Source organism: Planktothrix serta PCC 8927 (genome assembly GCF_900010725.2).
GTDB classification, from domain to species: domain Bacteria; phylum Cyanobacteriota; class Cyanobacteriia; order Cyanobacteriales; family Microcoleaceae; genus Planktothrix; species Planktothrix serta.
Genome location: NZ_LR734879.1, coordinates 254,077 through 274,177, shown reverse-complemented (window position 1 = coordinate 274,177; position 20,101 = coordinate 254,077). Strand labels below are relative to the sequence as shown.

Here is a 20,101-nt window from a genome sequence, read left to right as displayed (position 1 = left end):
TTAACCCACGTTAGCCCTGAACTAAAGTTCGGGCTAAGAGCTAAAGTCATCTAAAGATGACTAAGATCATTCTTTCTTAACCCGTTTTAACGGGTTTGAGTTTTTAGCCCGAACTTTAGTTCAGGGCTTTTGCGTTAAGTTGACACGGATGACAATACCCTCGCCACAACCCATATCCCCTTAATCAACCTTTTCCTTTCTTTGTGTCTTTGGGGTTACAATGCAGAAGTTCTCTTAAAGATCATCCTGACAATATTGGTCAGGGGTACATACAGAAATAAAAAAGTTATCTAAACTTACTTAAAGTTACTTATAAATATCGCTAGATAACCCAGTTGAGCGGTATCATAGAACAAAAGAGTTAGGGGAATGGGTGATGAGTAAAATCGTGGTTTTTAAGATCACAGAGGGGGACTGGCAACAAGGTTTTTCTGTTATTATGGAAATTGGAGAGGAGGGACAAAGTTCTCGCCCTGAATTTCCGGGTAAACTTCCTAGCAGTGCTGATCTTCCTCAATATTATCAAACCTGGCAGTCCAGTTATTTATATCTTCTGCGTTATGGAAGGGTGAGTGCATCCCCAAATCAAGCGACTAATTCCTCCGCAATTCTTAATAATTGTCAGAAGGCGGCCCAGGAGTTAGAAATAAGTCTCAATTGTTGGTTAAATTCTGAAACGTTTCGACCTCTAAAAGACAAGTTATTAGAAAAATTACATCGATCTGAATCGGTGCGAGTTTTTATTCAAACTTCTGATTTACAATTAAGGTGTTTACCTTGGCATTTGTGGGATTTTTTTAAAACCTATAAACAAGCGGAAGTTATTCTCAGCGCTCCAATTTTTGATCCAGAGAATCCACCGATTGTTAATAGTGGTCAAAAACAATTGAGAATTTTAGCAATTTTAGGGGATAGTCAGGGAATTAATATTGATGCTGATCGGAAATTTTTAGAGAATTTACCCAAAGCTAAGGTACATTTTTTAGTCCAGCCCGAACGTCGAGAAATTACGGATCAATTGTGGGATCAATCTTGGGATATTTTATTTTTTGCGGGTCATAGTTGTACGAAACAAGAGAAGGGCAAAATTTTTATTAATTCTAAGGATAGTTTAACATTAGGAGACTTAAAACATGGGTTAAGTTTAGCGATTAAAAACGGGTTACAATTAGCTATTTTTAATTCCTGTCAGGGGTTAGGAATAGCGAAAGAATTAGAGGAGTTAAATATTCCCCAGGTAATTGTGATGCGAGAACCTGTTCCTGATGTTGTGGCGCAAAATTTTTTGAAGCATTTTTTAGGTCGTTTTTCTCAGGGAGAACCGTTACATTTAGCAATTAAAACCGCAAGAGAACGATTACAGGATGAGGGGTTAGATCAGGAAATTCCTGGGGCGACTTGGTTGCCAATTTTATGTCAACATCCTACGGTGACACCTTTATTATGGCCGAAAAAACCGTTAAAAGGATTAGTTTATTTAGGAATAGCTGGGGTATTTTTACTAGGAACAATGGGGGTGGGAGTCTGGCAACAATTTCATCAGATTTTACTGTTTTCTGAACAGGGAATTGAGTTAAAATATCCGAAAAATTGGCAGGTAACAAAAGACCCCATTTTGGGAGAAGTAGCCCGGTTTGTTGTTCCTGTTCAGGGGTCATCGGAAGGGTTTCAAGAAAGTTTAAGAATTACAATTGAACCTTTACCGACACCGATGTTTTCTTTAGAAGATTATAGCAATCAGGCGGTACAACGAATTAGTCAACTCTTGACAAATGACCCAATTTCTGCTATAAAAACAGAATTATCGGGTTTAGATGCTGCTGAAGTTGTTTATCACAATAAGGAAGATTTAAGGTTAAAAACCAAGCAGATTTGGACGATTAAGGATAATCAGGTTTATATTATTACTTATACGGCTCCGGCTCAACAGTTTGATCGGTTTGAAGGGCAGGTAGAAAAGATGATGCGATCGCTTAAAATTAATTAATAGACTCTGTGGAACAGGCATCTTGCCTGTTCAATGTTTTATAGTAGCTGTCGGGTATCGGGTGTCGGAGAAAAAGGGGAATTTGTTAATAATGTGTTAATATTACTGGGTTTCAAACCAAAATCGCGGTATCCCTGACTGACGAATAATAGATTTTAAAGTCCCAATTCTTATTGTAATCGATTTTGAATTTCTGAAGCTTCGGCTGTTTCAAAGAATAATTCAAGGGCTTCAATTAAATTTTGTCTGGCTTCCTCAATATTGTTTCCTTGGCTGGCAATATCTAATTCTGGACACAACGAAACATATCCATCCTTTTCTCGTTCAATAATAACAGTAAATCTTTGGGAATTATCCATAATTTTGATTAACCCCTCTCAAGGTTTTATAGTAGCTGTCGGGTGTCGGGTGTTCCCTTCCTTCCCTGATGATATCAATAATAACAAAATTGTGATAATTTCTGTTATTGCCGGGGGTCAAAAACCCGGTTTCTATATCAATTTATTACTGCATTACCTAGATTTAGGACAGAAACCGGGTTTTTCGGTAGCCGTTAGTTAATGCTATTAACGGTTTTGACTTAAAAAGGCTTGAATTCTTGGGGTTTTTAACAGTTTTTCCGCATCTGCTAACAGTTTATCACCCCAAAGATTCTCTCTCAATACCTCTAATTGACTAAACGAATGATCTAATTTTAAGGCAGCTTCAGCCATTGCTAAAGCTTTTTCAATTTCCCCTTGATGATATAAAGCAACGGCTAAAGCCAATAAAGGTTCTGCGGCTTGGTTATTAATTTCGATAGCTTTTTGCCACTGTTGAATCGCAACTGAAATTTCTCCCATTTCATATTTTATTAAACCAATATTGATCATAGCTGGCCAGAAATCTTGATTTTGGATCACAGCTTGGTTGTAATCCGATATCGCTTGTTGATAGTTTTTTAACTTAAAGTAGGCAACACCTCGATTGTTGTAGGCATCTGCATTATTGGGATTAAGTTGAATCGCTTGGTTGTAATCCGATATCGCTTGTTGATAGTTTTTTAAGTTAAAGTAGGCAACACCTCGGTTGTTGTAGGCAGCATCAAAATTAGGATTGAGTTGAAGGACTTTGTTGTAATCCGATATTGCTTTTTCATATTCTTTTAACATAAAGTAAATATTGCCTCGACCATTGTAAGCCAAGAAATAATTAGGATTAATGTTAATGGCTTGAGTAAATTCATTCACTGCTGCCGTATAATTTCCTAGTCTATAATAAGTCTTTCCCTGCTGAACATAAGCTAAATATGGATCAGAATTAGATTCTGTCGTTTGATTTGTATTGTGCAACCGGGCAATTCTGTTTAAAGCATCTTGATAGTCGGCTGTTTTTTCTTGCTGTTTATAAAGTTGGGCTGATTTTTGAAAATCGGAAATAGCAGTTTCTTCATTTCCTATATTGGCGTAAACGTGACCTCGGTTGTAGTAGGCTTCTGCATCATTAGGATTAAGTTGAATCGCTTGATTGTAATCATATATCGCTTTTTCATAGTCTTTTAAGTAATAGTAGACATTGCCTCGGCTGGTGTAAGCTTCAGCATAATTAGGATTAAGTTGAATGGCTTGGTTAAAATTCGATATCGCTTTTTCATAGTCTTTTAAGTCAGAGTAGACATTGCCTCGGTTATTGTAGATTTCAGCCAAATTAGGATTAAGTTGAGTCGCTTGGTTGAAATCCGATATCGCTTTTTCATAGTCTTCTAAGTTTCTGTAGGCAATGCCTCGGTTGTTGTAGGCTTCAGCATAATTAGGATTAAGTTGAATGGCTTGGTTGAGATCCGATATCGCTTTTTCATAGTTTTTTAAGTCAGAGTAGACATTGCCTCGGTTGTTATAGGCTTCCGTCAAATTAGGATTAAGTTGAATGGCTTGGTTGAAATCCGATATCGCTTTTTCATAGTCTTTTAAGTCAGAGTAGACATTGCCTCTGTTGGTGTAGACATCAGCATCATTAGGATTAAGTTGAATGGCTTGGTTGAAATCCGATATCGCTTTTTCATAGTCTTTTAAGTTAGAGTAGGCATTGCCTCTGTTGCTGTAGGCTACTGCATCATTGGGATTAAGTTGAATCGCTTGGTTGTAATCCGATATCGCTTGTTGATAGTTTTTTAAGTTAGAGTAAGCCAAGCCTCGGTTGTTGTAGAAAAAGGGATGATGGTTAATGTTAATTGCTTCTGTGTAAGCAACAATCGCTTCTTGATAACGTTTTAATAATTCCGCCAAAATATAACCCCGTCGGAAATGAAAGGTAAAGTTCTTTCTATCCATTTCTAGGGCTTTTTTAATCGCAGCTAAGGCATCTTCATATCGTTTTAACTGAACTAAAGCTTGCCCTCGCCAATACCAAGGAGGGGCGAAATTTGGGGGACTATTTTGAATTGCTTGGTCAAAGGCATTTAAGGCTTCGGTATATTGAAACATGGAATAAAGGGTTAATCCTTTGCCATACCAACCGAGATAGGACTTGGGTTGCAGGGTGACAACTTGACCAAAAGCATTTAAAGCCTCTTGATTTTTACCTAACCGCCATAACTGATTGCCATAATTTAACCAAGCAACGATATCTTGACTATGTGTAGGACTGGCAACATTTTTAAGAATAGCTGTAATAATCGTGTTGATTTCTGCTTCCGTAAAAGCTGGAGGAATCCCCGTTTGCACTTTTAACCATTCTGGCTGTATTCCTAATGGTTGAAGCTGAGTTAAAAAAGAACGAATGGGAATCCCTAAACTATAGCCTAACTGAATTGAAATCCCCCCCTGTCCCACCTGTTCGGAGGCAATTTCTCCATCGGCGCGTCCATGAATTCCGATGAGTTGTCCCCGATTATCCAACAAAGGGCCACCACTCATACCGGAGGCGGTTATATTCGTATAAACTAACTCATAGCCATAACTCAAAGATGTGGAATATTGACCTTGAAAATCGCCATAATTTTGAGCAAAAATATTACCTGCACTAAAAAAATCTGGGGTTTGAGTATTCGTTAATTGATTAGCCGGCCATCCGTAGGCAAAGATAAAACCACTATTTTTAAAATCATAATTAGCCAGAGTTGCAACGGGATAAATTTCATTACTGATAAACTGAATTACCGCTAAATCAACCCCAGGTAAAGTTTTAACATTGGTTTCATTAACCGTCACGGGATAGGATTTGCCATCGGGAGTAACAACTTGAAAATTCAGCTTATTTCTAACGACGTGTTCAGCCGTGAGAACATAATAAGTGTTTCCCTGTTTTGCTACAATTACCCCAGAACCATTGCCATTTTGCCATTCAATTTTAACGGTAATTTTTTCAGCAATATTATTAACATCATTGGCAATTGGTGATACAATATTATTAGGAGCAATTGGAGTCTGACGGGTTTGGGGTAAACTGGCAGTGGGGGCAAAATTTCCCGCCAATTCTGCAAAAGTTTCGATAGGAATTCCCCAACTACAACGACTCGCTAAATCCTGTTCGGCGGCCGTTGGTTTAGAGCCATCTTCATAAATATAAGGATTTCCCCATAAGGGCTCGGCGTGGATGCCATTAATCCCAATTACCTGACCATAAACATTCAGAATCGGGCCCCCACTCATGCCTTTTTGAATATCATTATTATAGCCGATTTGATAACCTTCTCGAAAGGGTTTGGGAGGAATATATAAAACTTGTCCAGTGGTAAAAACAAAGGGTTGATTAGGTTCACTTTCATAGGGATAACCTGCGGCATAAATAGAGTCCTTATTTTTGACAGCCGCTAAATTTGCTAAATTGGCAACGGTATAATTTTCATTAGCTTGAAATTGAATTAAAGTTAAATCTTTCCCTTGAAAATCAATATTATTAACTAAAGTTGCGGGATGAATTTTGCCATCATTCGTTTGAATTTGTAGCGGTTGATTCGGTTCAATAACGTGCTGATTGGTGAGAACCGTATAAACTTGATTTTGGTTTTTAATAATCACCCCAGAACCGCTACTTTCCCCAGAAATCACTTTAACAGTAATCCCTTCAGCAATAACTTGAATTTGATTCTCAGACCGGGCAGAATTCTGAGAAGATTGGGCAACCGCAACCGGGGGAAAAGCCATGAGTTGAACCGTTGTTATCGGCAACACAAACAACGTTCCCAGTCCCAATATCCAACTCAGAGATTGATAGAAATAACTAGGTTTCATTAGCATTTTCAAGGAAGTGTGGAACAGGCATCTTGCCTGTTAAATAAAGTGGAACAGACATCTTGCCTGTTAAATAAAGTAGAACAGACATCTTGCCTGTTAAATAAAGTGGAACAGGCATCTTGCCTGTTAAATAAAGTAGAACAGGCATCTTGCCTGTTAAATAAAGTAGAACAGGCATCTTGCCTGTTAAATGTAGAACAGGCATCTTGCCTGTTAAATAAAGTGTCGGAAGCAGAAAGCTTAACAATTTAGGATAACAATTTAGGATCATAACCTTCTAAAACCTTGTAACCCTGCGGACACCTGCTGCACAATCAAGCATAACCAAAAACCTGAAACCTTTGTTAACAGGCAAGATGCCTGTTCCACATATCCCTGTTAACAGGAAAGATGGCTGTTCTACATATTCCTGTTAACAGGAAAGATGGCTGTTCTACATATTCCTGTTAACAGGAAAGATGGCTGTTCTACATATTCCTGTTAACAGGAAAGATGGCTGTTCTACATATCCCTGTTAACAGGAAAGATGGCTGTTCTACATATCCCTGTTAACAGGAAAGATGGCTGTTCTACATACCTGACTTAACAGGCAAGATGCCTGTTCCACATCTGAAATTTCTCAATTATTTTTCAGTAGCGTTAGCGGCATTTTGCAGTAACAATTCCATGTCAATATAAATCTGAGGTTCTCCGTCATCGGATTGAACAACAGGGCCACGGGCGCGATAACCAACACCAAACAAGTCGTTAATCACCTGTCTAGGATTATCCTCCGGTCTAAGGGTAAATAGTAAACTGCTGCAAGGGCCACCATACTCCTTAGCGGTACAAATCACTTTTTGCCCACTCATCACCCCATGAGTTAGAAAACTGAGGGTTCCGTTATTAGATGCGTTTTGAAACCGAGAAGAAACTTCTTTGCATCGAGCTTCTCCACTGATACTTCCCCAATCTCTCTGCCATCGGATGACCGCAATGCGTCTTCCAGTGGAATTCACAGCATAGGTCGTTGGCACGCCATCCCGTGATTTACCGCAAGAATAAGTGATATTTTGAGCCTCGGCAGGGTTATTTAAAAAAGGTATTGACCCCAAGGTTAAGGCACAAACGGTGAGCAACCTGACAAATAACTGAGTTTTCATAGTTAGGTCGGTAAAACTCAAAATAGGGATATTTTTTTATACTTTATCAGAATCAAAGCAAGTATGTACAGATCGGTTCAAGAAATTTAATCTTTGCGATCGCAGATTAGATCGCTGCGTCTTGAGTCTTTTGTAGATCTAATTGTAGAGTTAGAACAGCAATTAAGCAACCTTTCCAACGACCCCTAAACTGAATCATAATCATCAAGGAGAATTGCTAATGGAAACTAGACCCCCCTTACCACCCTTTACCCTAGAAACCGCTAAAGCCAAAGTCCAAGCGGCCGAGGATGCTTGGAATACCTGTGATCCTCAACGAGTAGCATTAGCTTATACAGAGGATTCCGTTTGGCGAAATCGGGCTGAATTCTTTACCGGACGGGAAAAGATTCGGGAATTTCTCACTCGCAAGTGGAACACAGAACTAGATTATCGTTTGAAAAAAGAGTTATGGAGTTTCACCGATAACCGAATTTCTGTTAAATTTGAGTATGAATATCGCACAGATTCGGGTAAATGGTATCGCGCCTATGGGAATGAACAATGGGAATTTGCTCCTAATGGGTTAATGCAGCGACGGGAAGCCAGTATTAACGATTTACCGATTCAAGAATCAGAACGTAAATTTCGCTCTTGATAACTGATTTAAACTCCCGCTATCAACTTTAAATTGAGGGGGAAAATCCCCTAACCACCAAAATATTGCTTCCGGGTCAGGAGGAAAAGCCCCCAAATAGGTAGGATTTCCCCCAGTAATTGCAGGAGAATTAGGCTGTAAATAAAAATTAGCTAAAGATGGGTCTTTAAAATTAGGTTTAGCTTCAATAAAATTATCCCCATTTGTACTATAAACATAATCCTTTGTCCAGGCTTCTAAATAAACCGGATAGGTCACAGCTTGAGATTGAAATATTAAATTATTCTCAATTCTAATCTGCTTTCGAGTAAAATCATCTGCTTGAAAATCCCGACTATATCCAATCTGGAAATATTTATTTTCACTCAAAATATTATGCTCAATTACCAAATTTTCTAACTGAGTTGAATAGAGATAGATACCTCCTGTTAACCAATAAGGTTGGGATTTATCAATTTGTCCATAACCATTAAGAACAATTGTATTATTATAAATATGGATATTTTTTTTCAGTCGATCCTTTCCCCATCGAGAAATAAAAATCCCTGATGCTCGATTATTATAAACTAAATTATGATGAATTTTAATATTTTCTACCCTGGGGCCATCTTCTGCGGAAATCGCAATTCCTGTCTCGCATTCTTCGACAATATTATGATCAAATTCAATATTTTCTAACACCCCAAACCAAGAATCGACATAAAGCCCCTGTCGTTTTAGATGATGGGTATAATTATGATGAACTCGACCATTAGCACAGGTTTCTTTACAATCTATTCCCTCTTTTTCACTATAACAAACGAGATTATAAGCCACTTCAAAATCCTTCACCCCGGCTAAAGTAATGGCTTCATGGGGTGATTTTGTCGCCGGGGGTGAATTAGGAGGCTGGCTTTTCATATTGGGCCGATTAGCATTAATCACCGTATTTCCGATCACCTGATGTTGATAACAGTTATTCCAAATCGCAATTCCTGAAGAATAGGTGTTAATTGTGGTATTATTATAAAAGTTAATATGGTGACTATTTCTGACTGTAAATCCGGCATTATGGGAATTAATCACCGTTAAATTCTGAATCAGAATATAGCTTTGATCGATAATTAAAAATGCCCCTTGATCATGAGGATAGGGAGGGGAACCCGTTGCAGGTTCAACAAATATTCCATCGGCATCAATGATTACCTGTTCTCCGGGGTATCCTGCATAAATAATCCATTGATTTGATAATCCTGAAAATTGGGGACGAATGGGTTGATTAATCTTATATTTTCCTCCTCGAATATAAACTGTATCTCCCGCTTGAATGGTATTTGCTGCTTTTTGAATAGTTGCCCAAGGTTGATCTAGTGTTCCTAAATGGCGATCATTTCCCATTGGAGAAACAGAATAAACCTTTCCAGAATTATTAGGAATTTCAGCCTGAGAAACCCGATTAAAAACTGGGGGTAAAATTAACGTTGTAGCCGTTATTGTTAGGAATTGTTGCAGCAATTGGCGACGGGTTTGATTCATCGTTGATTATTCCTTTCTACCGTAGTTTATTCGTAGGGTGCGTAAGCAACGCGCACGCACCATTTCCTCTTTATAAATCAATACTCATAAATTCAAGAAAGAATGATCTATAAACTTTGAGGTGGTGCGTGCGCTGCGCTTACGCACCCTACTATATGGAGGTGGTGCGTGTGCTGCGCTTACGCACCCTACGGTTTAATGGTGGTAAATAGGGCGGAATAATCGTCGTCTGATTTTCCGAGTTTTTGCGTTGCTTCTAATAGGGTTCGTACTCCTTCTAACGAACTCGCATTTAACCCCATTTTTACAGCTTCTTGTAGAAACAAATTCGTGTCTTTTAATAAATGTTTAGTGGGGAAATTGGGGTTTTGATAATTTTCTTCTAACATCCGTTGTAATTTTTTATCAAAAGTAGGAGCATATAACGCACTTTTGCGTAAAATCTCCATAAATAATTCGATATCAACTCCTTGCTGTTGAACAAAATTTAAACTTAGGGCGAATGCAGTTGTTAGGGAAGCAATTAATTGATTTAATGCTAATTTTAACGCGGCTGCGCTTCCCACTTCTCCAATATATTTAGGTTCTCCTAACGGTTGTAAAACATGAAACCACTGTTTAAATTGGGCTTCTGTGGAACCGACCATAATTTGTAATGTTCCGGCTTTAGCTTCAGGAATACTCCCCAAAACAGGCGCTTCTAAATATTCTCCTCCCGCTTTAATAATTTCTGTTTGGATATTTTTACTATTGGTTGGGGAAATCGTTCCCATTGAAATAATTGTTTTTCCAGATAAAAACGATTGAAATTCTGAACGGAACAAAACCGACTCAATTGCATCTTCATTAGTTAACATCAACAAAATACAATCACTGGTAGCGATTAAACCTTGAGGCGTTCCTGCTACTGTCGCCCCTGCTTCTCTTAACGGTTCTACTTTGGATGTTGTGCGGTTATACACCATCACCTGACATCCAACTTCCAAGAGTCGCAGCGCCATCGGAAACCCCATTAACCCGGTTCCGATTATTCCAATTCTCATTTGATGTTAACTCCCATTGACTAGAACTTTTGATCATCAGTTACAGTTGCTTAAATCTTACAACCTATACAATAATAGGGCTAGAATTTAACAATTACCCTAGCAACATCTGCAATCCAAGGAACAGTCCAAATGGTGTATCCTTGCCAATTTGATCCGACTGATAACCAATCTGGGATGGTATGTTCTCTCATCGGGCTTGAGAGTTCCCAACTCGCCCGAAAACAGTAGATTTGACCAGATTTTAACATAATTTTTTCAGGTTTTTGAATTGCAAAAGGGACGGATTTCTGTCTGAGGAGGGTGCGTCAGCAAAGGATTAAGCACCTGTAAAAATTTAGCGGATTAGTTTAATTTTCCACCTTATTCAAAAGATAGGATAACTCCCAAAATTGAACCGTATCCTGCACAACAAACAATCTAAAAAAAGATCTAATCAATTAAAATATCTTCAGAAGAATCGCTACCTCGATGCTGCCAATTAATATTAGGAATTTCATTAAATCCTTGTTTGAGACATTCTTCCCAAACTTTACGAATTTGTGCTAAATAAGGATCTCCTAAACGCAGTTTTAGCCAATTTTTGATCTCGAAAGTGTCTTTTTCATACATAACTAAATTAATCGGAGGCCCTACAGAAATATTGGATTTCATGGTAGAATCAATCGAAAGTAGTGCACATTTGGCAGCGGCTTCTAAGTGGGTATGAAAGCTGAGGGTTCGATCTAAAATGGGTTTACCGTATTTAGTTTCTCCAATTTGTAAAAAGGGCGTTTCTCTGGTGGCATGAATAAAGTTACCTTGGCTGTAAATCAAAAACAGGGCGGGATCTTGTCCTTTAATTTGACCGCCTAACAGCATTGAACATTGGGGTTCAATTCCGTCTTTTTTGAGCCATTTTTCATCCACTTCTTGAATTTTTCTGAGTTTTACCCCAATATATCGAGCCACTTCATACATTGAGGGTAAGGTATGTAAATTTATATCTTCCTGGGTTTTGAGATCCCGATCTAATTCGCTAACAATACCCTGGGTAATGGAGAGGTTTCCCGCCATACACAGCATAATCACGCGATCGCCCGACTTAGAAAAATCGAATAATTTCCGATAGGTAGAAATATGATCAACCCCAGCATTCGTGCGCGAGTCCGCCGCTATCACTAAGCCAGTATTAGTAATGATCCCCAAACAATAGGTCATAATAAAAAAATGGGAAGTTTGGAAACCGCGTCTGTTCAGAGCGCGGAGGAAAAACGACACTTCGGCAAGCTCAGTGGGACACATCAGGAGAATTTATTCTCGGTGAATACTAGATTAGGAATCGACAAAAATTTTTGTATTTGCCGATTCCCGGTTTTTTTGGTATTTCTACCCCACTGATTTCTCAGGTAATGTTAGCTTCGCCAATGTTATCGGTCGGTACTATCTCGGTCATCACTGTCTTACCCCTCGTAAAACTGTTTAACTTTCAAGTTTTAGAGCTTGGGACTAGCTTCGCATCCCAAGGTAAGAACTTTAACGCTTCCCGATAACGTAGCCCGTTAAGGCTTAGGCGGGTACGAGCTATCCAAAGGAGAGGCATGAAGCCCCGTCTCTTCAGAGCGGGGTGCTGACCAAATTGACGGTTGACTGTTGGCAGTTGGCTGTTAACGTTTGACAGACAAGAAACAACAGCCTATAAAATTTACACTATTTTGTTTTATCTGATGCAGTCAAAAGTTGAGTTAAGGGCTACCCTCGTAGGAGTATAACCTCTCTCCTTCTCCTTGTCCCCCTGTCTCCCTGCTTCCCCTGCTTCCCCTGTCCCCTGCTACATAGCATCTGGACAGGTGTATATTAGGCCCTAGGGAAGATAGTCAGTATTTTTAAGAAATGTTAAACTTCTTAACATATAATTGAGTTATGTTAAGACTGTGACTCCACATTCGAGTTACAGTCCTTAACATTGGAAAAAAATCCCAGGTCTTAACACCTAGGCTAACCGTCCGTACTTTAGACGAAAGAATAGCATCAAGACTTGGTTGCTACTCTTTCGGGCTTCGAGTAGGGGCTTGACGTATCAAACCTATATAGGTCAAGGTATCCAGCCGGAGATGAGCCATGAAAACTGCTAAAACCTCAGACACAGACTCTGTACGCGCTTATCTACGAGAAATTGGTCGTGTTCCCCTGCTAACCCATGAGCAAGAAATTCTCTACGGTAAACAAGTTCAACGCTTGAGTGCTGTTCAAGATGAATGGGAAGACTTAGCGACCCGTTTAGGTCGAGCGCCTAGTCCAGCAGAATGGGCGGAGGCATTAGGGCTCTCAGAAGCCGAATTAGAACGAGTGCTTGACCAAGGCCAAGCTGCGAAACGTAAAATGGTGGAAGCCAATTTGCGTCTAGTGGTGTCCGTTGCTAAAAAGTACATCAAGCGGAATGTAGACTTGCTGGACTTAATTCAAGAAGGCACTATTGGGATGCAACGGGGGGTCGAAAAATTTGATCCCACCAAAGGCTATCGTTTTTCCACCTATGCCTATTGGTGGATTCGTCAGGCGATTACCCGTGCGATCGCAGAAAAAGGCCGTACTATTCGCTTACCCATTCATATCACCGAAAAACTCAATAAAATCAAAAAAGCTCAACGCCAATTGGCTCAACAACTGGGGCGCTCCGCTACCATGGGTGAACTGGCGGTGGAATTAGAACTCACACCTCGACAAATTCGAGAATATTTAGAACGCGCCCGTCTTCCCCTGTCTCTGGATCTGCGAGTTGGTGATAACCAAGACACGGAGTTAGGAGATCTCTTAGAAGATACAGGAACTTCACCTGAAGATTTTGCTCTGCAATCTTCCCTCCGCACGGATTTAGAAGTGATGATGGCCGACCTCACCGAACAACAGCGTCAGGTGTTATCGTTGCGATTTGGTTTGGAAGATGGGCAAAGTTTAACTCTGGCTAAAATTGGGGAGCGCCTCAATATTAGTCGAGAGCGAGTTCGACAAATTGAACGAGAAGCGTTAACAAAACTCCGAAAACGTAAAAAAGATATCGACGACTATATGGCCAGTTAATTAACCCTCTCTTAAGAGTCGGGTAATACTCCGGGATCAAGTAGAGATGTTTTATGAAAACCATCTCTACTTCCTGCTAGATTAGAAATAAAGAATCTATTGAGTTGAAAATCTAATTCAGATTTAAGGCCGTTGAAACTCTTGCAGAAGGGAGACAGAAGCATGAGCGACAGATCCAATCGAAATTCCGAGTTTTTTCAAGAAGAGGGGGGAGAAATTGGTAACTTACTATGGCAATATGTCCAATCTATGAGTCCTGACACCGTTTCTCAACTTTCTAAACCCAATTCTACTGAAGTTTTTCAAGTCATGGAACGGAATATTATCGGACTCTTGGGGAATTTACCCTCAGAACATTTTGGGATCACGGTAACAACAAGTCGTGAACATTTAGGACGACTGTTAGCGTCCGCGATGATCAGTGGTTATTTTCTTCGCAACGCCGAACAACGAATGGCTTTTGAGCAATCAATTCAAGTGGGTGAGAAAGCCTCGGACGAATAATCAAAACCCTTGATCATGTTCCATTCAATGATGATGAAACCGATAAAATTTCGGCAGCCTAAACCATGAGTTTGCCGAAATTTGATGTTATTGAGTTAAGGCGATCGCTTCTCAATTGGTATGCTCAAACTGGGCGAAATTTACCTTGGCGAAACAGTAGCGATCCCTATCAAATTTGGATTTCTGAAATTATGCTTCAGCAAACCCAAGTTAAAACGGTAATTCCCTATTATCAAAGTTGGTTAGAAGCGTTTCCTACCATTCACAACTTAGCTGAAGCCGATTTACAAACGGTGTTAAAACTTTGGCAAGGATTAGGATATTATGCCAGAGCCAGAAATTTGCACGCCTGCGCTCAACAAATTGTGCAACAATATAATGGGGTTTTCCCTTATGAATTAGAAGCGGTTTTGAGTTTACCGGGTATTGGTCGAACGACCGCCGGAGGTATTCTTAGTTCTGCGTATAATCTTCCCATTTCTATTTTAGATGGAAACGTTAAACGAGTTTTAGCTCGACTCATAGCTTTATCTGTACCCCCCGGAAAAGCTTTAAAATCCCTCTGGGAGTTATCCGATCAGTTAGTTGATTCTAATCATCCGCGTGAGTTTAATCAAGCCCTTATGGACTTAGGAGCAACGGTCTGTACACCAAAAACGCCTAATTGTTCCGAATGTCCTTGGACACTGTATTGTCAAGCCTATTTATTAAATCTTCAATCTCAAATTCCTATGCGTGAAATTTCCTCTCCTCTACCTCATAAAATTATTGGTGTGGGTGTTATTTGGAATCAACAGGGACAAATTTTAATTGATAAACGACCTGCGAAAGGGTTATTAGGAGGGCTGTGGGAATTTCCAGGGGGAAAATTAGAGGCGGGAGAAACCCTAGAAGAGTGTATTAAACGCGAAATTCAAGAAGAATTAGCAATAGAAATTGAAGTCAAAGATCATTTAATGACCCTTGAACACGCTTATACTCATTTTAAAGTAACGTTAAATGTTTATCACTGTCGTTATATCAGTGGGGAACCCCAGCCTTTAGAATCTGATGAAATTCGCTGGGTAACATTAGATGAAATCGATCAATTTCCCTTTCCTAAAGCTAACGAAAAAATTATTGCCGCTTTGAAGAACAATTCTTAAGTAATCCATAATAGGATGATTCCCCATGACTTCTAAAGATCAACTGATTCAAGAACTCGAAAATCTTCCCGATCAACTTATCGATCAAGTCTTAGATTACATTGCTTTTATTAAGCATCGTCATTTTTTACAATTAGAGAAGCAACCGGACTTGAGAACAAGTTTAAACGAAGACTGGTGGGATAATTTATCTCGATTTACACCGGATTTTCTCGATGATCGAGAACAGCCTAACCTTCCCCAGCGAGAGGATATTTTTCTATGAAATATCTGCTTGATACGAATATTTGTATCTATATTATCAAACAAAAACCTATATAAAAGAGTTCGATCGCATCAACAAATTAAGCATTGAAAACTGGGTAGAATTATATAGCGCTTACCCATTACAATTGTACAGACGTGCCATGGCGCGTCTCTACTAAATCCTGAAACTCATTCACTGCTTACTGCGAAGCACTGAGCCTGTCGAAGTGTTCCCTGTTCCCTGTTCCCTGTTCCCTGTTCCCTTTAATGATAAACAGGTAAAGTAAAGTGAAAACAACTGCCTTTTGTGAAGCTAGAATCTACCCAAATATTACCATAGTGAGCCGCAATAATTCGTTTACATAGCGATAAACCAATACCATAACCCTCTTGAGCTTCATCCCGTGCTAAACGAAAATGGTCTTGAAAAATGCGATCGCGGTTTTCTTCAGGAATTCCCGGCCCACTATCACAAATACTCACCTGCACTTTTTGACTGGTGCGGTGTAAAACACTCACTTGTAAACTTCCGCCCCTGGGAGTATATTTAATCCCATTATCTAATAAATTAACAACCACTTGTCGAATCCATTCTTGATCAGCATAAACTAAAGGGGTATCATGGGGAATATCCATTTTTAGATTCAGAGATTTTGATTGAAATTGGGATTCTAATTCTCCTAAAATTCGGTTAAGGAAAACCGTTAAGTCTAACTGATTCGGTTGAATTTGTAAACGAATATTAGGACTGCTTGCCGTTTGTAAAATATCCGTAATCATCCGATCAATAATATTAATTTGAGCGCGAGCCTGCTGAACTAAACGCACTTTCAAAGCCGGAGTAATTTGCTCAGAAGATAGCGTTTCTAAGGCTAAGGAAGTTGCCGTCAGAGGACTCCGCAGATCATGAGCTAAAATTTCAATAATCCGATCTTTAAACTGTAATTGTTGCTGTAACAGTTCTTTCTCTTGTTTGAGGCGAAACGTCTCATCGCTGAGTTTAATTAATTCCGCCACATAAGCCACCGAATTCACAGAATTAGCCACCGGATAAGCCGAACTCAAAGCAGAAGGCTGTTCTGCTTCTAACTCTAATAGATCCATCGTTTGATGCCAACGGGGCCACCAATGTTCTAATTGAGCCACTAAGTTAGTTCCGGCGAGAACGTGCCGAGGTTCGGGGCGAATTTTGATCAAGGTTGGAGTTGCAACCAGCTTAAAATGTTCGGCTAAATAAGGCTGTTCACCGACATCAATAATTTGAAGCTCAAATTCGTCTTGAGCGTTTAACTCCTCTAGGAACTGACAAATTTGCCGAATATGCTCCTCGGCGCTAGGACGTTGATCAACAAACAGAAGAAGCTGCAAGGAGGCTTCTGGAGACGGAGACTGTTTTTCGGGAAATGCCTGCATGAAATCGGTTTGGAGCAGGTGCGATAAGCTGTTTTCACTGTCTTTGAACGAAGAAGGATAGTGCATTGGCAACTGCTTTTATCTATAGTGTAATTTAATATCTTCTTTAGATTTGATTTTTTTTGGGGAATTGGGGAAGCCGGGAAGTTAGGAGAGAGTGGTAGACTGTTCACCGGAAGCGTTGCTTGTGTCCCCCACCTGTCTTGAGTGTATCGGGGGCTTGCGTGATAACCGTGTAAAAAATTAGGGTAGATCCAGAATGTTCCTAAGCTGGCAAAACTGGCAAAAAAATTCCTCATTCCGATGGGTCGTAGGCGTTGCGATCGCATTCTTTGTCTTATGTTTAGGCTTAACTCTACACCGTTACTTCAGTTTTTATGCCTCTTATGACCAAGGCATTTTTAATCAAGTGTTTTGGAATAGCGCTCACGGACGGTTGTTTCAGAGTTCCCTGTCTTCTGCACTGTCCACGAATGTTGTTCACCAGGGAGAGTTTCCTAGCGTTAGCTACCATCGTTTAGGACAGCATTTTACTCCAGCTTTGTTACTGTGGTTGCCCCTGTATACATTATTTCCCTCCCCTGTCACCCTAACCGTATTACAGGTAACATTAATCACGGTTGCTGGACTGGTGCTCTATGTCCTAGCTCGTCAATACTTAGAACCTCCCTTAGCCACCTTAATTACGGTTAGCTTTTATGCTGCGAATGCCGTGATCGGCCCCACCCTGAGTAATTTTCATGATATCTGTCAAATTCCGTTATTTATGTTCACTGCGTTACTAGCCATAGAAAAACGCTGGTGGTGGTTATTTTGGGTCTGTGCCATTTTAATTTTAATGGTTCGGGAAGATTCCGGCATCAATTTATTTGGGATTGGGGTTTATCTAATTTTAAGTAAACGTTATCCGGTGCAAGGAGTTTTAGTTTGTCTTCTAAGTTTTGGTTATATTTTAACCTTAACTAATTTTATCATGCCTTTATTTTCGGCGGATATTTCCGAACGGTTTATGATGGAACGGTTTGGTCAATATGCCGATGGAGAAGAAGCTTCAACCTTAGAAATTCTCTGGGGAATTATTAGTAATCCGGGGCGATTAATTGTTGAACTTTTTACACCCTTTTGGGGAACATTAAAATATTTATTAGGTCAATGGTTGCCCTTAGCCTTTATTCCCGCCATTGCTCCCGCTTCTTGGATGATAGCAGGTTTTCCCTTATTAAAACTATTTATGGCTAAGGGAGAATCCGTATTATCAATTACGATTCGTTATGCCTTAACCGTAGTTCCAGGGTTATTTTATGGAACAATATTATGGTGGGGAAATCGACAACAGCATTTAACAGAACAAGCTCAATTAACTGCTGAAACAGTTGCTAAAGTTTCCCTCCCTTCCCCTAAATTTAAACGATTTTGGCTATTTTGTATAGGGTTATCCTTATTCTTTAGTTTCACCGCTAACCCCAATCGTACCCTTTATTTTATTATTCCCGATTCTATTGATCCTTGGGTTTATATTCCCATCACAACCCAATGGTCACACGTTGCTCACTTTAGACCGTTAATGGATGCCATTCCTGCTGATGCCAGTGTCGCCACAACGACTTATATTGTGCCTCATTTATCCGGTCGCAGAGAAATATTAAGGTTTCCGTTATATCAGTTAAGAAATGATGCGGGAGAGGTGATTTCTGTTGAATATATTTTAGCCGATTTATGGCAATTAAAAAAATATGGTGTAGCGTTTTCAGGCGATCGCAATGCCTTAAAAGAAATTACTCAACGCATTGAACAGTTAACTGCTAACAAAGAATACGGTATTATTGACTTTAGAGATGGAGTCATATTAATGAAAAAAGGCGTTCCCTCTCAACCCGAAGCCGTTAAAAACTACACCTTGTTTCTAGCTAAAACCTAGTTTATAATTATAAAATTTTATTGTAGGGGTTTGGAAACCAAACCCTCTTTGCACCTGCGTTTAGGAATCAAACCCCTACAGGCTTTTTTCAAAAATTAGTTAAGGGCGGGTTTAGAAAGTCATAATGCCCTGAAATAAATTTCGGGCTAAAAGCTCAAACCCGTTAAAACGGGTTAAGAAAGACAAGCCTTCAGTCATCTTTAGATGACTTTAGCTTTAAGCCTGAAATTTATTTCAAGGCTTTTGTCGTTAAGTTGACGGACTTTGGGCGCGCCTCACCCCTACGATTAATTGGATTTTAAGTCGGATCTACAACTGATTTAAACTTGCGATATAAAGGTTTTTAATAGAGCGATCGCAGTCTTTAATTATTTTAAAAAATGTGATATAATCAGGTAATAACTTTGAGAAACCGGGTTTCTACCATCACCTTTGTTGAATCATCAAAAGATAGTTGAAGAAACCCGGTTTCTGAGAATCTACACAACTCCTTTGTGTCTTTGTGTCTTAGTGGTTAAATTAATCCGATCTCCCCTACTTCTACCTAGAAACGAGGGGTATGAAAAGATGCGATCGCTTTTTTTATTAAAGTTGCGATCGCACAATTTGACACTGATTTTAAAAAATAATATAATTCTTTCTATCCTCTGAATTAATATTATGGATATAAAACAGAGCCCATCCTTTCAAAAAAGCTCATCTCTTTATGAACAAGACTTTTATGGATGGACACAGCAACAAGCCAAACTGCTACGCGAAGGCGCATTAGATCACCTTGATATTATTAATCTGGCTGAGGAAATTCAATCTTTGGGAAAACAACAACGCCAAGAGTTAAAAAACCGTTTAGGAATTCTACTCGGTCATTTACTCAAGTGGCAGTTTCAACCGAATAAACGCTCTAAAAGTTGGTTTGTGACCCTGCGCGAACAACGCCGAGAGATTGGCTATTTATTAACAGAAAATCCTAGTTTAAAACCCTATCTTCCTGAAGCATTACACAAAGGTTATCAAAGTGGAATTGACTTAGCTGTACGCGAAACCTCCCTGAATGATCAAGATTTTCCCACAGAATGTCTCTATACCCTAGACGAAGTTTTAGACACCAACTTTTTCCCAGGAGAACCATCTGATCAGTTTCCAAACCCGAAATAGATATACCCCTGTAATTCAGAGATCGCAAATTCAGTTAATTTACAGATTTCTGGATTATGAAATATGCAGAATAGATAGATTTTAAATATCCTGCCATTTTCTTGCATCTACAAAAAGATAGT

17 protein-coding genes are annotated in these 20,101 nt (G+C 39.4%); 8 read left to right on the top strand and 9 right to left on the bottom strand.

Annotated features, from left to right (window positions below; genetic code table 11):
- Positions 1-376 precede the first annotated feature (376 nt).
- Positions 377-1,987 carry a CHAT domain-containing protein gene (locus PL8927_RS22360; protein WP_083625663.1) on the top strand — a complete coding sequence of 537 codons (1,611 nt, stop codon included), beginning with the start codon at positions 377-379 and terminating at the stop codon, positions 1,985-1,987.
- A 170-nt stretch (positions 1,988-2,157) separates the two neighbouring features.
- Here the strand turns inward: PL8927_RS22360 and PL8927_RS22355 are convergent, their stop codons facing one another.
- From PL8927_RS22355 to PL8927_RS22340, 4 genes are all read right to left on the bottom strand, one after another.
- On the bottom strand, positions 2,158-2,346 hold the full coding sequence (locus PL8927_RS22355; protein WP_083625662.1) for a type II toxin-antitoxin system HicB family antitoxin: 189 nt from the start codon (positions 2,344-2,346) through the stop codon (positions 2,158-2,160).
- A 207-nt stretch (positions 2,347-2,553) separates the two neighbouring features.
- Positions 2,554-6,198: a serine protease gene (locus PL8927_RS22350; protein WP_197047514.1), complete on the bottom strand. Its 3,645-nt coding sequence runs from the start codon at positions 6,196-6,198 to the stop codon at positions 2,554-2,556.
- A complete protein-coding gene (locus PL8927_RS22345; protein WP_156093288.1) occupies positions 6,188-6,406 on the bottom strand; it encodes a hypothetical protein in 219 nt (72 codons plus the stop codon). The genes PL8927_RS22350 and PL8927_RS22345 overlap by 11 nt, the downstream gene beginning before the upstream one ends.
- 418 nt (positions 6,407-6,824) lie before the next feature.
- On the bottom strand, positions 6,825-7,343 hold the full coding sequence (locus PL8927_RS22340; protein ID WP_083625658.1) for a COP23 domain-containing protein: 519 nt from the start codon (positions 7,341-7,343) through the stop codon (positions 6,825-6,827).
- Between the two features lie 220 nt (positions 7,344-7,563).
- Between PL8927_RS22340 and PL8927_RS22335 the strand changes: the two genes are divergently transcribed.
- Positions 7,564-7,980, top strand: a complete 417-nt coding sequence (locus PL8927_RS22335) for a nuclear transport factor 2 family protein (RefSeq protein ID WP_083625657.1) — start codon at positions 7,564-7,566, stop codon at positions 7,978-7,980.
- Here PL8927_RS22335 and PL8927_RS22330 read toward each other — a convergent pair.
- The 4 genes from PL8927_RS22330 to PL8927_RS22315 all read right to left on the bottom strand — a co-directional run bounded on the left by PL8927_RS22330 (position 7,957) and on the right by PL8927_RS22315 (position 11,738).
- Positions 7,957-9,495, bottom strand: a complete 1,539-nt coding sequence (locus tag PL8927_RS22330; protein ID WP_083625656.1) for a right-handed parallel beta-helix repeat-containing protein — start codon at positions 9,493-9,495, stop codon at positions 7,957-7,959. The two genes, PL8927_RS22335 and PL8927_RS22330, sit on opposite strands and share 24 nt — an antisense overlap.
- Before the next feature lie 188 nt (positions 9,496-9,683).
- The gene (locus tag PL8927_RS22325; RefSeq protein ID WP_083625655.1) at positions 9,684-10,538 is read right to left on the bottom strand and encodes an NAD(P)-dependent oxidoreductase; all 855 of its coding nucleotides are present in this window, start codon (positions 10,536-10,538) and stop codon (positions 9,684-9,686) included.
- Between the two features lie 80 nt (positions 10,539-10,618).
- Positions 10,619-10,789, bottom strand: coding sequence for a hypothetical protein (locus tag PL8927_RS22320; protein WP_156093287.1), 171 nt, complete (start codon positions 10,787-10,789; stop codon positions 10,619-10,621).
- 181 nt (positions 10,790-10,970) lie between these two features.
- Positions 10,971-11,738: a proteasome-type protease gene (locus PL8927_RS22315; protein WP_083625654.1), complete on the bottom strand. Its 768-nt coding sequence runs from the start codon at positions 11,736-11,738 to the stop codon at positions 10,971-10,973.
- A 900-nt stretch (positions 11,739-12,638) separates the two neighbouring features.
- On the opposite strand from PL8927_RS22315, the gene PL8927_RS22310 reads away from it, so the two are divergent.
- The 4 genes from PL8927_RS22310 to PL8927_RS22295 all read left to right on the top strand — a co-directional run bounded on the left by PL8927_RS22310 (position 12,639) and on the right by PL8927_RS22295 (position 15,512).
- Positions 12,639-13,598: an RNA polymerase sigma factor, RpoD/SigA family gene (locus tag PL8927_RS22310; protein WP_083625653.1), complete on the top strand. Its 960-nt coding sequence runs from the start codon at positions 12,639-12,641 to the stop codon at positions 13,596-13,598.
- A gap of 162 nt (positions 13,599-13,760) precedes the next feature.
- Positions 13,761-14,102, top strand: a complete 342-nt coding sequence (locus tag PL8927_RS22305; RefSeq protein ID WP_083625652.1) for a DUF760 domain-containing protein — start codon at positions 13,761-13,763, stop codon at positions 14,100-14,102.
- A gap of 65 nt (positions 14,103-14,167) precedes the next feature.
- The gene (gene mutY, locus PL8927_RS22300; RefSeq protein ID WP_083625651.1) at positions 14,168-15,247 is read left to right on the top strand and encodes an A/G-specific adenine glycosylase; all 1,080 of its coding nucleotides are present in this window, start codon (positions 14,168-14,170) and stop codon (positions 15,245-15,247) included.
- Positions 15,248-15,272: 25 nt separating this feature from the next.
- Positions 15,273-15,512 carry an AbrB/MazE/SpoVT family DNA-binding domain-containing protein gene (locus PL8927_RS22295; protein WP_083625650.1) on the top strand — a complete coding sequence of 80 codons (240 nt, stop codon included), beginning with the start codon at positions 15,273-15,275 and terminating at the stop codon, positions 15,510-15,512.
- A 245-nt stretch (positions 15,513-15,757) separates the two neighbouring features.
- Here the strand turns inward: PL8927_RS22295 and PL8927_RS22290 are convergent, their stop codons facing one another.
- Positions 15,758-16,906, bottom strand: coding sequence for a histidine kinase (locus tag PL8927_RS22290; protein WP_083625649.1), 1,149 nt, complete (start codon positions 16,904-16,906; stop codon positions 15,758-15,760).
- 259 nt (positions 16,907-17,165) lie between these two features.
- Here PL8927_RS22290 and PL8927_RS22285 point away from each other — a divergent pair, with 259 nt between their 5' ends.
- Positions 17,166-18,824, top strand: a complete 1,659-nt coding sequence (locus tag PL8927_RS22285) for a DUF2079 domain-containing protein (protein WP_083625648.1) — start codon at positions 17,166-17,168, stop codon at positions 18,822-18,824.
- A 660-nt stretch (positions 18,825-19,484) separates the two neighbouring features.
- Entirely contained in the window at positions 19,485-19,979 is a 495-nt protein-coding gene (locus PL8927_RS22280) for a DUF29 domain-containing protein (protein ID WP_083625647.1), read from the top strand.
- The last annotated feature ends 122 nt before the right edge of the window (positions 19,980-20,101 follow it).

Bases quoted from the DNA above. Each gene is read 5' to 3' on its own strand.
- PL8927_RS22335 (WP_083625657.1), top strand. From the start codon at position 7,564: ATGGAAACTAGACCCCCCTTACCACCCTTTACCCTAGAAACCGCTAAA.
- PL8927_RS22340 (WP_083625658.1), bottom strand. From the start codon at position 7,343: ATGAAAACTCAGTTATTTGTCAGGTTGCTCACCGTTTGTGCCTTAACC.
- PL8927_RS22315 (WP_083625654.1), bottom strand. From the start codon at position 11,738: ATGACCTATTGTTTGGGGATCATTACTAATACTGGCTTAGTGATAGCG.
- PL8927_RS22285 (WP_083625648.1), top strand. From the start codon at position 17,166: ATGTTCCTAAGCTGGCAAAACTGGCAAAAAAATTCCTCATTCCGATGG.
- PL8927_RS22345 (WP_156093288.1), bottom strand. From the start codon at position 6,406: ATGCCTGTTCTACATTTAACAGGCAAGATGCCTGTTCTACTTTATTTA.
- PL8927_RS22305 (WP_083625652.1), top strand. From the start codon at position 13,761: ATGAGCGACAGATCCAATCGAAATTCCGAGTTTTTTCAAGAAGAGGGG.
- PL8927_RS22325 (WP_083625655.1), bottom strand. From the start codon at position 10,538: ATGAGAATTGGAATAATCGGAACCGGGTTAATGGGGTTTCCGATGGCG.
- PL8927_RS22350 (WP_197047514.1), bottom strand. From the start codon at position 6,198: ATGAAACCTAGTTATTTCTATCAATCTCTGAGTTGGATATTGGGACTG.
- PL8927_RS22295 (WP_083625650.1), top strand. From the start codon at position 15,273: ATGACTTCTAAAGATCAACTGATTCAAGAACTCGAAAATCTTCCCGAT.
- PL8927_RS22360 (WP_083625663.1), top strand. From the start codon at position 377: ATGAGTAAAATCGTGGTTTTTAAGATCACAGAGGGGGACTGGCAACAA.
- PL8927_RS22290 (WP_083625649.1), bottom strand. From the start codon at position 16,906: ATGCAGGCATTTCCCGAAAAACAGTCTCCGTCTCCAGAAGCCTCCTTG.
- PL8927_RS22280 (WP_083625647.1), top strand. From the start codon at position 19,485: ATGGATATAAAACAGAGCCCATCCTTTCAAAAAAGCTCATCTCTTTAT.
- PL8927_RS22355 (WP_083625662.1), bottom strand. From the start codon at position 2,346: ATGGATAATTCCCAAAGATTTACTGTTATTATTGAACGAGAAAAGGAT.
- PL8927_RS22310 (WP_083625653.1), top strand. From the start codon at position 12,639: ATGAAAACTGCTAAAACCTCAGACACAGACTCTGTACGCGCTTATCTA.
- PL8927_RS22320 (WP_156093287.1), bottom strand. From the start codon at position 10,789: ATGTTAAAATCTGGTCAAATCTACTGTTTTCGGGCGAGTTGGGAACTC.
- PL8927_RS22330 (WP_083625656.1), bottom strand. From the start codon at position 9,495: ATGAATCAAACCCGTCGCCAATTGCTGCAACAATTCCTAACAATAACG.
- mutY (WP_083625651.1), top strand. From the start codon at position 14,168: ATGAGTTTGCCGAAATTTGATGTTATTGAGTTAAGGCGATCGCTTCTC.